This is a genomic window from Lacrimispora sp. YZC11, from assembly GCF_057543815.1.
Window position 1 is genome coordinate 1,031,525 of the sequence record NZ_BAAJYQ010000006.1, and the last position, 14,684, is coordinate 1,046,208.

Here is a 14,684-nt window from a genome sequence, read left to right on the forward strand (position 1 = left end):
TAAATAAAGCTAAAAAATTCTATTTCCCCCCGTATATTTCCCCTTTAAATGCCTGTCATCGGACAGATAGATGAACCGCTCCAGTCTCTCCCTTAAGTTAAGTTCCTGAGGATGAGGCAAACCGCTGTCATCCAGAATCAAAGCATCAAATTCATAGCCTTCCAGGAAGCTTCCCACCTTTCCAAAGAAAGAGCCTCCGCCTAAGGTTCCTAAATAAAATGCCTCTTCCACGGTAAGTGGCTTTAAGCTTTCATCTTTTAGCCTCCATCTAAGCTTTGACACCTGAATGGCATCTGCCATAGCGCGGAAAATGGATTCTCCGCTTCCTCCTGCCACGTCAGTTCCAAGTCCCACATTCAACTCACGGTCCAGATAAGTTCTGACCGGAGCGATCCCAGAAGATAAGTTGGTATTAGACTGCGGGCAATGAGCGATATAAACCCCACGCTCTTTTATTAATTTAATTTCCTCTTCTGAAGAAGAAACACAATGAGCCATAACGGTTTTCCCGTTTTCTCCGAACAGGCCGAACTGATCATAAGCATCACCATAAAATTCAGAGACCGGGCAAAGCTCCTTTACCCACGCGACCTCACCCTGATTTTCCGACAAATGAGACTGAACCGGGAGCCCGTACTCCTTCTGCAGCCTTCCCAGCCGTTCCATTAAATCGTCCGTACAGGACGGAATGAACCGGGGGGTTAAGATAGGCATTACGTTCTCATATTTGGATCCGGTTTCCTTAAGCCAGCGGAGGGTTTCCAGCTCCGACTCTTCTGCTCCCTGTTCCCGCAAATAATCCGGCGAATTCCGATCCATATTGACCTTGCCGATCATGGTCTTTAAACCGGTTTCCTCCATCAGATCCATTAAAAGCTCTGTGGCCGGCCTGTGGATGGTTCCAAAGATACAGGCCCTTGTAGTAGCACTTTTTTTCATGGATTCTGCAAAAATTCCATATGCCTTTTTTGCATATTCCAGATCGGCATACTTGGCTTCCTCCGGAAATGTATTCGTGTTCAGCCAATCCAAAAGCTCCAGATCCATTCCCAAACCGCGAAAGGCAAACTGAGGCGCATGGATGTGAAGATCCACAAGTCCGGGGACAATGAGCATATCCCCCAAGTCCTCCAGAGGATAATCCTGAAACTGCTCCGGAAGCTCTTTATAAATCCCTGCCGACTTCCCGTCCCGGCAAACTAAGTATCCCTGCTCCACCGTCTTTATCGTGAGGACATCCTCACTGTAACAAACGTTCCCTTTTAAAACAAAATTCTTACCACCAGTCATAGAACCTCCCATTCCGTATCAGAAAAATCAAAAATACGGCAGCCATAATTGCGGCGTTCCATTCATTCCGAAAAATTTTGCGCAATAAAAAACCACCGTTAATTCCATCCGTTCACACGCTCATCATAAAAACACAACAAAAAATCTGGGCTTATTATGGCGTGGAAACTTATAGGCAACTATTACGGTAGTTGGTAGAGACGCTCAACCAATTATGAGCATATATAAGTTCCTCTAAATACTGATACTAAAAAATCCTGTAATTTGTGACAGGTTGACTATATCATATTGTACAACTATTTGTCAATACCCATTTGTTTTTTGTGCATTTACCATAATTTTATAGTTATTTTACCTGTTTAACCTTAATTGTCGGCAAATAATTCATAGATTTTATCTATAAATAAATTTTCCATTTGCATATTTACAAAAAAAGAGCCGGAATAAAGCAGCCGCAGCTGTCCCCTTCTGACTCTTTTTTCTTAAATTTGTTAAATTCTTCACATATATCGTGGAACAAATCAGATCAGGTATTCCCCATACTTTTCCCAGCGAAGGCCTCTATTCTCCATCCACTGTCCGATGTCTCCCTCCCAGTCAGTGGGCATAGCCCAGGAAAGTCCACAGCCGGAAGATATCTGTCTGGGAACCGGAATGAGCCGTCCCGGTATTCCCTCTTTCTGGCATTGGGCTTCTAAGGCAATGGCCTCCGCCGTCGTGCGGAAAGTGATAACAATTTTTTGTTCTTTTTTTCTCATAGTCTCTTACCTGCGTTTTCATAATAATTCCTGCATCATCGGTTATTGCAGTCTTATAGGCAGACTCTATAAATACGCATATAGTTCCCTGACAAAACGAATGAATAATCTGGCTGCCTTACCGGGCTTGTGATTTTTGCTCCATACCATGTATAATTTCCGGTAAACTTCTTCGGCCCCCAGTGAAAACCGGAGCAGGGATCCCTGCTCTACATAATCATCCACAGCTGCACCGGATATGATGGAAATGCCCATAGCTCCCTCTACTGATTTTTTAATGGTTTGCTGATTGCTGATGGTTGCCACGATTTCCAGACGGCTTAAATCCACACCCATTTCCTGTAAATGACGCTCCGCTTCCTTTCTTGTGCCGGAGCCTTCCTCCCGGACGATCCACCGCTCCTCATAAAGCTGTTCTATGGGAAACCCGGTTTCCTCATATTGGCGGTATTTTTCATTATTGGGTGTAATAATCACCAGACGGTCAGAATAAAAAGGTTCAAACACGCAGGTAGGATCAGAACCTATGGTTCCTGTAAAGCCGATTTCCACCTGTCCATCCTGAACCATCCGGACCACTTCCATGCTGTCCGCCTCCCTTAATTCCAGCTGGTTTCCAGGATAGGTTCTGGAAAACAGAGAAAGAATCTGAGGCAGAATATACTGTCCGGGAACAGTGGAAGCGCCCACTATGATTTTATTGGCTGTTTTTAAATCCTTCTGAGTGAAATCCCGGAGGATATTTTTTTCCAGCTGCAGCATTCGCCTTGCATTGCCATAAAGCAGCTCTCCCTCCTGGGACAACTCCACCTCCTTTGTGGTGCGGACAAGCAGCCGGACCCCCAATTCCTTTTCCAAAGAGCTGATATGGGCGCTTACCGTAGGCTGGGTTAAATAAAGCTTCTTGGCAGCCGCCGAAAAGCTTTTTTCTTCCGCTACACACACAAACGCTTCCAATTGTTTCAAATTCATAGGCTCAGCTCCCTCACCGCCCCAATGGCTTCATCAATTTCTTCTTTCTTATTATAATGGGACATGGAAAAACGCACTGCTCCCTGCTCCACCGTTCCAAGAGCCCGGTGCATGAGAGGGGCACAGTGGGCTCCCGCCCTGGTATAGATCCCATAGACACTTGCCAGCTCATCAGCCACTTCCCCGGAATCGTAATTCCCGATGTTAAGAGCCACCACCGGGGCACGGTAAAGAAGGGCGTTTTCTGAAAAATCCCCATATACCTGGACTCCCGGAATATCCTTTACCCCTTCATAGAACCGTCTCATGAGAAAAAGCTCCTTTTTCCGGATGGTTTCGATTCCGGTTTTCTCAAGATACAAAAGGGCTGCATGGAGACCTGCAATCCCATGTCCGTTTAAGGTTCCAGCCTCCAAAACCTCCGGCATTTCCTCCGGCTGGGTCTTTAAGTAGCTTTTAACTCCGCTTCCTCCCACCATAAGAGGGCGTATGGAAACTCCCTGACGGACACAGATTCCTCCTGTCCCCTGAGGTCCTAAAAGCCCTTTATGACCGGTAAAGCACAAGACATGGATTCCCATTCTCTCCATATCGATGTCAAATACTCCTGCAGTCTGGGAAACATCCACCACCAGGAGGAGTCCATTCTTTTTACAAATCCTCCCTATGGCCTCCAAGTCGTTTATATTTCCTGTTAAGTTGGAGGCGTGGGTACAGACCACTGCTTTTGTATTTTGACCCACTTCATCCTCAATGTCCTCATAACGGATCCTCCCCTTTTGATCTGCGGGAAGGATGGTAAGCTTTACCCCTTGTTCTTCCATGAGGTACAAAGGACGCAGCACGGAATTATGTTCCATCATGGTGGTGATCACATGATCCCCCGGTTGAAACAGACCCTGGATGGCTATGTTTAAACTGACCGTGGAATTGGCTGTAAAGGCCACACAGGAAGGATCTCCTGCATGAAAAAGCTCTGCAATGAGCCTGCGGGTATCGAAAATCAGACGGGACGCATCTAAGGATGCCTCATGGGCTCCCCTGCCGGAGTTCCCAAGGGAAAGCATGGCCTCAGTCACTGCCTTTATCACTTCCTCCGGCTTCTGGCAGGAGGTTGCCGCATTATCCAGATAGATCATGGCCCTACCTCAACTTTACTGATTTTTCTTCTTGCTCCACGACCCGTCCGATGATGCCGTAGACCGTCTCCATTTTTGCCTCTTCTAAATCCTTCATGATGTTTTTTGCATCCTCAGGAGATACACTGATCAGAAGTCCTCCGGAAGTCTGAGGATCACAGAAAATATCACGGATGTATTCCTCTGTCTCCCCAAAATCCAACTTGTCCTCTGTATAGGAACGGTTCCGGTAAGCCCCTTCCGGAATAAGTCCCATCTGGGCAAGGCTTTTCGCTTCCTGCTGTATGGGTAAATCCTTAACGGTAATTTCAATCGTGACCCCGCTGCCCTCCGCCATCTCAACCGCATGGCCAGCTAAGCCAAAGCCTGTGATATCGGTGCAGCTATGAACTTCATAATGCTCGATTACCTGCTTTGCCTTCATGTTCAGAGAGGTCATGACGCGGATCACTTCCTGTTTCGCCTCTTCCGATGCCATATCCGCCTTGACAGCCGTGTTGACGATCCCGGTCCCCAAAGGCTTTGTCAGAATGAGAACATCTCCCGGTCTGGCCTCGCAGTTTTTAAAAACCTTGTCCGGATGAACAAAGCCGGTAACACTTAATCCATATTTAGGTTCGTCATCCTGAATGGAATGTCCGCCGGCAAGTACAGCCCCCGCCTCAACCACCTTGGAGGCACCGCCTTCTAAAATCTTCCCCAAAAGTGCCGGGTTGACGCAGTTTGGCCATGCCACAATATTAAGAGCCACTTTTGGTTCCCCTCCCATGGCGTAGATATCGCTCAGTGCATTGGCGGCCGCTATCTGACCAAAGGTATAAGGATCATCCACCACCGGGGTGAAAAAATCAAGGGTCTGGATCAATGCTGTTTCCTCGTTTACTTTATAGATGGCTCCGTCATCAGAGGTTTCTATCCCCACCAACAGATTGGGGTCCTGAAATTTAGGCAGGTTCTCTAAAATGCCGGCAAGGGTTCCAGGGCCTATTTTAGCGGCACAGCCAGCAGTTTTCGTCATTTGGGTAAGTCTTACTTCTTGATCTGGTATCATACCTGTTCTTCTCCTCGTATTTATAGATATCTTCTATTATTTTAACATATTGTCGTTTTTAAGCAACCCTTCAAAGCGCTCAGCCCAGGGTTATTTCCTTTTCCAGTGCCATGGAATAAATGATTTTTTCCTTGATCTTTTTCCCTGTCATCTGTTCCAGCGCCCGTTCATAATAATTCATCTGCATCTGATACCGGTCAACCAGCACCTTTTCTTCTCCAGGCCTGATATGGTCCGTCTTATAATCCACCAGAACCAGACCTTCTTCCTCTTCCATATAGGCATCCATGATACCCTGGATGAGGATCAATTCATCAGAATCCCCTGCATCCATATCCCGTGCAGGAATTCCCACTACAAACTGCTGTTCCTTTTTCAAACGGCCTGATACATCTGCCGCCGCCAGCCGCTTTCCCAGGGAAGAGTCTAAAAAGCCCATAAGAGTCTCCTCCGACAAAAGGGAAAGGCTTTCTTCATCCATCCGCTGATCCCTGCGGAATCCTTCCAATGCATTTTGAAGGTCCTTCCTGGTTCTTACCTTTCCAAAATCCAAAAGCTCCAAAGCCCTGTGGTAGGCAGTTCCCCGGAATGCGCCTCCAGGGTGTTCCTCCTTCCCATCTTCCTTTAGGAATGAAGGAATCGTGGGAAGAAACTCACTTTCTTCCTCATCCGCAAATTGCCCCTGCTTTTTTAACTCGGATACGGTCAGCTTGGTATGGAGCCTGATATCAGCCTCATGGGGATAACGGTACTCAAATGCGGCCCTTAGATCCGCTGCAAACTCCTGGTCATACACTCTGACCGTATCAAGGGATAAGAGCGCGTCCTTTGTCAGCTTCTTTTCAGCCTGCCGTTCCATCTCTCCTCCTACCAGATCAGATACCGACAATTCCTTAACAATTAAATTCCCGGTATCCGCTCCTTCCTCCCGCTGGATTTGGGAAATGGTATATTTTCCTGACAGGCTCATGAGCATCCAGTCCAAATAGGAATCCGCAGAACCGAGAATGGTAAAGGGAATCTGGCCCTCCACTCTTAAAACCTCTGCAAAGCGTTCCAGCTTTTTGTCCAGATACCGGTCAAGTCCGGTCATCACCAGCTTTTCCTTTGCCCTTGTCATGGCAACATAAAGCACACGAAGCTCCTCCCCCATGGCCCCAAGGTCCATTTTTCTCCGCAGGACATGCTTCTTTAAGGTAGGTGCCTTGATCCGACGTTGGGGGTCCAGATGATCGGTCCCTATCCCTAAGTCCGGGTCAATGAGGATCTTTCCATAGGTGTCCTGCTTATTAAACTTTTTCCCCATGCCCGACAGAAATACCACCGGAAATTCCAGTCCCTTGCTCTTATGGATGCTCATGACCCGGACCGTGTTGTCTTCTCCTGCCAGGGAAGCCTCCCCGAAATCCGTATCGTATTTCTTCAGGTTTTCAATGTAACGGATAAAATGGAACAATCCGGTATAGCTGGTCTTCTCATAGGCAGACGCCTTTTCCACCAGCATGGCAAGGTTGGCCCTCCGGACTTCTCCTGCCGGCATGGCGGAAATATAATCATAATACCCGGTTCCTTCATACAGGTCGTAAAGCAGTTCATGGATGGAAAGATAGGATGATTTTTCCCTGTAAAAGGAAAGCAGTTCAAAAAAGGTCTCCAGCTTTTTAAACAGTTCCGGATATTCCGGATCAGCCATCTCCCCATATTCCTTCCTGTAATGCTGCCATGCTCCATATAATCCCCTGTCCTGGCCTTTTTTAGCCGTCTTTTTCCAGACAGCCATCAAATGAGCCATTTCATCATCCGTTACCCTGCCAATGGGGGACTTTAATACTGCCGCCAGAGGGATGTCCTGCATGGGGTTGTCAATGATATTCAGCATGGAAAGAATGGTTTCCACCTCAGGAGCGGTAAAATATCCGGTTTTCCGTTCCGCATAGGCAGGGATCCCTTCGTTCATCAGGATGTTTACAAAGTCTTCCGCCCAGCCGCTTAGAGACCGCAGTAGGATCACCACATCCCCATATCCTGCGATGCGGTAGCCTCCCTTTCCTCCCAGCCTTTTATCCCAGATCAGAAGACCGCTTACCGGATCCGTAAGCTCTTTGATCTTCCCTGCAATGACCTTTGCCTCCATCTCCCGGCTGGTATAATCGATGGCATCGTCATCAAGCTGCTTTAATAAGTTTCCTGAACCATGGATCATAAGAAGCTCTGTTTTCTCTCCCGCGCGACCCTCTGTTCCAGGAAACTCTGCCCCCGGATGGAGTGCTGCATCCTTTGTATACTGTATATTTCCCAGGTTTTTTGTCATAATCTGGTAGAATACCTCATTTATGCTCGTAAGGACCTCATCCCTGCTTCGGAAATTCTGGTGCAGTTCGATTTTCTGATACGTTCCTTCCTCCCTGGAATAGGAATCATATTTCTCTAAAAACAGTTGGGGCCTGGCCAGACGGAACTGGTAAATGCTCTGCTTCACATCGCCTACCATAAACACGTTAGGGGTTCCAAACCGTTCTCTGGAAATGCTGCCTATCAGGGCCTCCTGGACATCATTGCTGTCCTGGTATTCATCTACCAGGATTTCCTCAAACTGCCTGCTGAGCTCATCCGCCACCTCGGTCGGTATGATCCTTCCCTCTTCCTTTGCCAACAGTATTTCCAAAGCATAATGCTCCAAGTCATTAAAATCCACCAGGTTCTTTTCCCTTTTCTTTTCCTGATACTTCCGGGCATATTCTCCGGCCAGGTGAAGAAGGGTGGTCACCGCGTCCCTGGTTCCCCTGATATCGGAAAGAACCTCCTCCGGGGATTCAAAGCAGTATAAATCAAGGAGCTTACCAACCGCCTTTTTCACCCTGTCCCGGATTCCCGTCACAAAAGCCTTCTTTTCTGCATCAATATCCTTGCTGCGAATAGAAGCCAGGCGGTCAAAGGAGGCCTTTTTTAACTGCTCATTAAACGCTTCATAATCCTCGGCCAGACTTAAACGGTCTAACAGCTGTAAGTCGTTTGCCAGCATGGGAAGATAGGCCTCCGGCCCGTTTTCCTCTTCACAGACCTCCATGGCCTTCATCATCTGGAATTTCAATTCCGATAGCTGAAGCCCTGCATCCTTCATTAAAAACTTCATCCAGCCGGTATCCATGATCTGACCCATGTCAGAAGTCTCAAGCTCTTTCCTGCATCGGTCAAGCCACTCCATTGGCCAGGGATTGCTCTGGGAAAAGGTATATACCTGCATGATATAATCCTCAATTCCCTTATCAGTCTTTCCCGTAGCATAGGTTTCCACAAACTTCTCAAATAAGGGATCGGCCTTTTCGTAATACTCTTCCAGCATCTCCTTCATCACATCGGCCCGTAAAAGGATGAGCTCTCCCTCATCCCCTACCCGGAAGGCAGGATCAATGTCCAGCTTATTATAATGATCTTTAATAAGTCCCAGGCAAAAGCTGTCAATGGTGGTGATCTGGGCATAGGGAATCATCGCTGCCTGCATCTGTAAATGGGAGCTGTCCGGATTTTCCATAAGTTTTTCATCTACGGCCTTTAACACCCGTTCCCGCATTTCATCGGCAGCCGCCTTTGTAAAGGTCATGACCAGAAGCTGATCGATCTTTAAGGGAGTTTCTCCTTCCGTGATCATGCGGATGATCCTTTCTACCAACACAGCCGTCTTCCCGCTTCCTGCTGCTGCCGATACCAAGAGATTCCTGTTTCTGCTCTCAATGACGGCTTTTTGTTCCTCTGTCCAGCTAATCGCCATTTGATTCTCCTTCCTCCTCTTCTCCTTCAATGACCGGCCATATCTCCTCAGATTTTAAGGCTTTAAATTTCCGGAAACCATATCCGGATGTCTTTAAATCGAATCCGCAGACCGCATGGTAAGGGCAGTAATCGCAGGCGCTCCGGTTCCCCTGTTTATAAGGATTTACATCGATCACGCCATCAAGGATCTCTTTTCCTTCCGACGTTAATTTTTCCCGCACAAACTGTCTTAATGAGGAAAAGCGTTTGCCGCCTGCAACCGATGACCTTGCTTCCTGAATGATCCCATTTTTCATGGCAACAGGAATTACATCGGATTCCGTTTCAATCTCATGATCCAGGTGAGAGATGGCGCTTAAATCGCTGTTTACCAGGCCATTCATGCGAAGCTGTTTCAATATCTTCCCGTTTATCTCCTCATCAGTCATTTCACCTTCCCTGTCGATGACAGGGTCGTTGATGTTATAATAGAAGATGCCGGCAGGAACCACAGGCTTGTCCGGTTTTTTCCTCTCTTCCATCTCCAAAGCAGCATCCATATAGACCACAAGCTGAAGCTGAAGGCCATAATACAGCGCAGTTAAGTCAAAGGCCGTGCTTCCTGACTTGTAATCTATGATCTTTACATAAACTGCTTCTTCATCCTCACATAGGTCCATGCGGTCGATCCTGCCTCTTAAATGAATGGCTTCCTCCTTTGACAGAGGTATCCTCATGGCATTTAACTGGTCGGCAGCGGAAAAGGAAACCTCAAATCCCACCGGAACAAAATCTCCCTTTTTCAGCTGCTCGGAAAGAGCCCATACCGTCCGGTCCGTAATCCGTTCCACCTTGCCTGCCAGATAGGCATTTCTGGCAGAGCTTTTTAAAATGGTATTGCCGTATTCTTCCGTCACCTTAGCCACGCATTCATGGACCAGGCTTTTCCTCTCCTCCTCTGTAAGGGTCTTAAAATCCCTTTCTTCTTCTTTCATGCGCTGAAACCATAAGTCAATGGAATCGTGAAACAGGTTTCCAATATCCATGGCTGCCAGCTCATATTCCTGCCGTTCCATCAGCTCCAGCCCATAATTTAAGAAATGGGCATAGGCGCAGGAGGCGTACTGTTCCATTCTCGTAACACTTCCGCTTATGACGGAACCGTAGAGGGCTTTTGCCGCCGCTTTTCCGATTCCCCTCTGCTCATAGGCATAAAAAGCAGCCTCTGCCAGCCTCTTTCCTTCCTCCCTATGGTCCTCAGATAAAAGAAATGCCTTGAATAGTTCCAAAAGCTTCCTGTCTTCCCCGGTTTTTCCAAACTCGCGGAGTCCGGTCGCCAGTCGGTCCTTTGCCTCTCTCATGGAAAGAGGAACCGCCATCCTGGAAGGGGAAGCCTCCATTAGGCCGGGAAACAATCTTTTCAGTTCTCCCACCAGAGTGGAGGGGCGCATGCTTTTCCCGCTGCCATCCATAGCTGTATAGGATAAAACCAGCCGTTTCTCCGGTTTTGTCAGAGCCAGGTAAAGATAAAACCTTTGCCGGAATCCCTCTTCCCTGGCAGTAGGAGCCAGCTCCATATCATGATTTCCCAGAAATTCTCTTTCCCGGTCCGTAAACAGGCTGCTTTTTTCCTTTTTCACAGGCACGATCCCATCGTTGACTCCGACAAAAAACAATACCTTAATGTGATCCAGCCTGGTTCTGGTGATATCTCCCACCACCACCCGGTCTAAGGTGGCCGGAATCAGCCCCACCTGGATCTCCGAAAATCCGGCGTCCAGAATCTCTCCGTACTCCCTGCGGCTTACATGTTCTTCTCCTAAAAGCCCAGCCAGACGGTCAAATAAATCCATAACCAGCCCGTAAACCTGACTGTATTCCATGGCAAGGGTGAATTCTCCCATTTCCCGGAATTTTTCCGCAAAGATCAGCATCTTTTCTTCGATCCCAGTCTCCATAAGAAGGGCCGCCACTGCCCCGGTCATGGAGGCTACCGTGGAATCTGCGTTCCCAAAGGCTTCTCTTAAGCGTCTTAAGGGGGCCATAAACTCCTCCCGGAATTCGTTTAATTCTTCCAGATTGAGCTCCTTGCCTCCCCGGTACCAGCCTTCCCAACGGGAATCCCACCTTTTAAATCCCCGGATTCCCATGGCAATGACATAATTCTCCAGGCGGTCTGTTTTCTCCTCATCCTCTTTGACCGCAATGAGACCGGTTCTCAAATAGCGGAAAACAGATTCATAGGAAAAATCCTTTTGAATGATCTCTATGGCAGCGCGGATTAACTCCACCATGGGATTTTTTAAAATGCTTTTTTTATTGTCCAGGAAATAAGGGATCCCGTTTAACTGAAACTGATGAATGATCTCATTGGAATAGCCCCCGATATCCCCGGTTATGACCGCCATATCCCGGTAGCGGAGCCCTTGGTCCCGGATCTCCTCTTCCATGGAGCGGATCACAAAGGCGATTTCCTCCATTGGATTTAAAGCCTTAACCAGGCGTATGGAACCGGAAACCTCTTGGCAGGATTTCCCTTTATAGCGGTATAAGTTTTGTTCCAGAAAATCCAGTGCATTTTCCCCGCAGCTCTTTCCTTCCCGGTTTTCCCCTCCAGACTCTCCTAAGTAACGGACAGCCGGGTGGTTTCTAAGAAGGATATCCTTCTCTTTTCCTGCTCCTGTCTCTTTTACAAGCTCATTTAATTTCCAGATCATCTGACGGCTCATGTAAAACAGCTCCTGAACCCCGGATCTTCTGCTCAAGTTTTGAGAAGGATCAATGGTCACGGTGACTATGACCCGTTTGCTGCAGCGGAGAAACAGCTCCAGGATCCGGTATTGGACCGGAGTAAAACCGGTATAGCCGTCAAGGGTGATCACGCTGTTTTTAATCAGCTCCGACCGGGGCAGGACCCGGCACAGCACATCTAAAATCTCCTCCGTGGTGATATATTTATCCTTTATGTAATCCTTAAAGCCCTGATAAATGACAGAGATATCCGAAAGCTTCTGACGGAGCATGGGACTTATGGTATCCGGTATCTCCTCGTTCAGCATTTCCGGTGATATGCCGTACTGGTAAAGCTCTGACAGCATGGACTTTAACTGGGAGATAAACCCTGACTTTGATAAATGTTCTTTATAAAGGACCAGGTCCTTTTTCTTATTGGCAGCTACCTTCCGCAGCACCATGGATTTTCCCATATCGTCAAGAACCTGGGGATTTGAAATGGCAAGCTCTTCAAATACCCGGTAGGCAAGACGTTTAAAGCTTACAATATCAATATTCATGACCCCGTGGTTTGGATGAAGGGAAACGATCTCCTTCTGGGTCTGCATGGTAAACTGTTCCGGTACAATGGCGAAGTACCGGGTATCCGGCTGTTCTATGGACTGACGGATCAATTCCGTATAAAGGCGGTAGGTCTTGCCGGAACCGGAGCCGCCCAATATCAATTGAAGGGACATAGCTTTTCGCCTCCTTTCCTCTCTTGTGCCCTTGTTTTCTGGGCATAAAGGTATACCCGCAGGGTATTTTTCATCTATTTCTCTGCGGAAACCAAAACTCGTGTTCGTTTATCATCTTAACACAGATTTCCTCCTCCAACAATGAAATCTTAGGTATGAAACCCCCGGATCCGTTCATACATTATAACAAAACTGTACGGAGGGCTTTTTTTATGAGCTCGAAAACAAAAATTGTAGTTTTACGAATGAAAGAAATTATCTATACCGCAATATTCGTTGGCCTTGGAATCCTACTCATCACTTTGTTTTTAGTCATGTTCCGCCCGAAGAAGGATACTGTCCCGACTTCCGGCGATCCTGTGCGCTATGTTCCGGGAGTGTATTCCTCTGTCATTACGCTGAACAGCCAGGATATCAATGTAGAAGTCTTGGTTGACTCCAAAAAAATCACTTCCGTTAGCCTGGTTCCCTTAAGCGAGGCCGTCACTACCATGTATCCACTGATGCAGCCCGCCATGGAAAATCTGTCACAGCAGATTATTAAGAACCAGTCCACAAAGAACGTTTCTTATTCTGCCGAAACCCGCTATACCTCGGGCGTGCTTCTAAAAGCCGTGGATCAGGCCATCACAAAGGCGCAGATAACTGAATAAGGCCGGGGATTGTATTTTTCCATTTTAGACAGTATAATGGAAAAAAAGAATACATAATTACATGAATGAGGAAACACCCTGCGGGTATACCTCTATGCCCGGTAAGGGTGGGCAGAAAAGAGGAAATGGAAATGAACCAGAATGTGGACACAACAGATGCACTTAAGCAAAATCAGATTACAGAGGGAGTGATTTGGAAGCAGCTTCTTCTGTTTTTCTTTCCCATTTTATTCGGAACTTTTTTTCAGCAGCTTTATAATACCGCCGATGCCGTCATTGTGGGGCGGTTTGTCGGAAAGGAAGCGCTGGCAGCCGTTGGAGGCCCTACAGGACCCCTTATCAATCTTTTGATCGGGTTCTTCATAGGGCTTTCTTCCGGTGCCGGAGTCATCATTTCCCAGTTTTTCGGAGCCAGGCAGGCGGAACGGGTGAGCCAGGCGGTCCACACCGCAATCGCCTTCTCCATCATATGCGGCGCAATCCTGATGGTCGTGGGCATCTTGACAGCGCCTTATGCCTTAATAGCCATGGGAACGCCTGATGAGATTTTACATTACGCAGTCCTGTACATACGGATCTATTTTGTGGGAGTGATCCCGAATCTTGTTTATAATATGGGTGCAGGAATCCTACGGGCCATCGGGGATTCCAAACGCCCTCTTTATTTTTTGATTGCAAGCTGCTTCACCAATATCATCCTGGATATCATATTCGTGGTCTACTGGCACATGGGCGTCATGGGCGCAGCTCTTGCCACCATAATTTCCCAGCTGGTCAGCGCCGTTCTTGTGATCCTGGTTTTAATTAGGACAAAGGAAGCTTACCATCTGATGCCAAAAGCCATTCGGATCGACCGGGACATGCTGTTGCGCATTATTAGGATCGGATTTCCTACCGGGCTGCAATCCGTTATGTACTCCTCTTCCAACGTCATCATCCAGTCCAGTGTCAATACGCTGGGAACCGACACCATTGCTGCATGGACAGCCTATGGAAAGATAGACAGCGTGTTCTGGATGATTATCAGCGCCTTCGGAATTTCCATCACTACCTTTGTGGGGCAGAACTACGGAGCCGGAAAAAAAGACCGGGTCTACAAGGGAATACGGGTCTGCATGGCTATGAGTTTTACTGCGGCCATTGCTCTCAGCGTTCTCCTTTATGCCTTTGGAAATTACGTTTACCTGTTGTTTACCACTGATGCTGCCGTAATTGAAAAAGGAACGGAAATACTCCGTTACCTTGCTCCCACATTTTTCACCTACGTATGCATAGAGATTTATTCCGGTTCCCTCCGGGGAGCCGGTGACTGCTGGATTCCCATGATACTCACCAGCCTTGGGGTCTGTGCGCTCCGTGTTATCTGGATCTGCGTGGCAGTTCCCCTGCGTCCCACCATTGAGACCATGATTTTCAGCTACCCATTGACCTGGGCCACCACCTCGTTACTGTTTATCATATATTTTAACTGGTTCGGAAAACTGAGGAGAAAAAGGTTCCCCGCTCTTTTTAAAAAATAACTTATAAAACCTGTCATGCGAGACTTTTTCTGCATTCTTTTTAAGCAGAAAAAGTCTCGCTTACGTTTTAAGGGACTGCCG

At 47.5% G+C, this 14,684-nt stretch carries 9 protein-coding genes and 1 riboswitch; of the genes, 2 read left to right on the forward strand and 7 right to left on the reverse strand.

The features are described 5' to 3' along the window. Positions 1–9: 9 nt before the first annotated feature. From AC27IJ_RS11060 to addB, 7 genes are all read right to left on the reverse strand, one after another. A complete protein-coding gene (locus tag AC27IJ_RS11060; protein WP_312500685.1) occupies positions 10–1,290 on the reverse strand; it encodes an amidohydrolase family protein in 1,281 nt (426 codons plus the stop codon). 152 nt (positions 1,291–1,442) lie between these two features. Beyond that, positions 1,443–1,538, reverse strand: a riboswitch (purine riboswitch). Positions 1,539–1,811: 273 nt separating this feature from the next. Continuing rightward, positions 1,812–2,048 (reverse strand): putative Se/S carrier protein, encoded by a 237-nt coding sequence (locus tag AC27IJ_RS11065; RefSeq protein ID WP_312442732.1) that lies wholly within the window; start codon positions 2,046–2,048, stop codon positions 1,812–1,814. 66 nt (positions 2,049–2,114) lie between these two features. Continuing rightward, positions 2,115–3,020: a selenium metabolism-associated LysR family transcriptional regulator gene (locus AC27IJ_RS11070; RefSeq protein WP_312500683.1), complete on the reverse strand. Its 906-nt coding sequence runs from the start codon at positions 3,018–3,020 to the stop codon at positions 2,115–2,117. After that, a complete protein-coding gene (locus AC27IJ_RS11075; RefSeq protein WP_312442730.1) occupies positions 3,017–4,159 on the reverse strand; it encodes an aminotransferase class V-fold PLP-dependent enzyme in 1,143 nt (380 codons plus the stop codon). The genes AC27IJ_RS11070 and AC27IJ_RS11075 overlap by 4 nt, the downstream gene beginning before the upstream one ends. Before the next feature lie 4 nt (positions 4,160–4,163). Continuing rightward, entirely contained in the window at positions 4,164–5,210 is a 1,047-nt protein-coding gene (selD, locus tag AC27IJ_RS11080; RefSeq protein WP_487148849.1) for a selenide, water dikinase SelD, read from the reverse strand. 79 nt (positions 5,211–5,289) lie between these two features. Continuing rightward, a complete protein-coding gene (gene addA, locus AC27IJ_RS11085) occupies positions 5,290–8,979 on the reverse strand; it encodes a helicase-exonuclease AddAB subunit AddA (protein ID WP_312500682.1) in 3,690 nt (1,229 codons plus the stop codon). Further along, positions 8,969–12,430: a helicase-exonuclease AddAB subunit AddB gene (addB, locus tag AC27IJ_RS11090; RefSeq protein WP_487148852.1), complete on the reverse strand. Its 3,462-nt coding sequence runs from the start codon at positions 12,428–12,430 to the stop codon at positions 8,969–8,971. The genes addA and addB overlap by 11 nt, the downstream gene beginning before the upstream one ends. Before the next feature lie 212 nt (positions 12,431–12,642). On the opposite strand from addB, the gene AC27IJ_RS11095 reads away from it, so the two are divergent. Beyond that, complete coding sequence (locus AC27IJ_RS11095) at positions 12,643–13,083, forward strand: FMN-binding protein (protein ID WP_312442725.1); 441 nt, start codon at positions 12,643–12,645, stop codon at positions 13,081–13,083. Positions 13,084–13,214: 131 nt separating this feature from the next. Continuing rightward, a complete protein-coding gene (locus AC27IJ_RS11100; protein WP_312442724.1) occupies positions 13,215–14,603 on the forward strand; it encodes an MATE family efflux transporter in 1,389 nt (462 codons plus the stop codon). Positions 14,604–14,684: the final 81 nt, after the last annotated feature.

Excerpts from the sequence above, each read along its gene's own strand:
- AC27IJ_RS11060 (WP_312500685.1), bottom strand. The coding sequence starts at position 1,290 with ATGACTGGTGGTAAGAATTTTGTTTTAAAAGGGAACGTTTGTTACAGT.
- AC27IJ_RS11065 (WP_312442732.1), bottom strand. The coding sequence starts at position 2,048 with ATGAGAAAAAAAGAACAAAAAATTGTTATCACTTTCCGCACGACGGCG.
- AC27IJ_RS11070 (WP_312500683.1), bottom strand. The coding sequence starts at position 3,020 with ATGAATTTGAAACAATTGGAAGCGTTTGTGTGTGTAGCGGAAGAAAAA.
- AC27IJ_RS11075 (WP_312442730.1), bottom strand. The coding sequence starts at position 4,159 with ATGATCTATCTGGATAATGCGGCAACCTCCTGCCAGAAGCCGGAGGAA.
- selD (WP_487148849.1), bottom strand. The coding sequence starts at position 5,210 with ATGATACCAGATCAAGAAGTAAGACTTACCCAAATGACGAAAACTGCT.
- addA (WP_312500682.1), bottom strand. The coding sequence starts at position 8,979 with ATGGCGATTAGCTGGACAGAGGAACAAAAAGCCGTCATTGAGAGCAGA.
- addB (WP_487148852.1), bottom strand. The coding sequence starts at position 12,430 with ATGTCCCTTCAATTGATATTGGGCGGCTCCGGTTCCGGCAAGACCTAC.
- AC27IJ_RS11095 (WP_312442725.1), top strand. The coding sequence starts at position 12,643 with ATGAGCTCGAAAACAAAAATTGTAGTTTTACGAATGAAAGAAATTATC.
- AC27IJ_RS11100 (WP_312442724.1), top strand. The coding sequence starts at position 13,215 with ATGAACCAGAATGTGGACACAACAGATGCACTTAAGCAAAATCAGATT.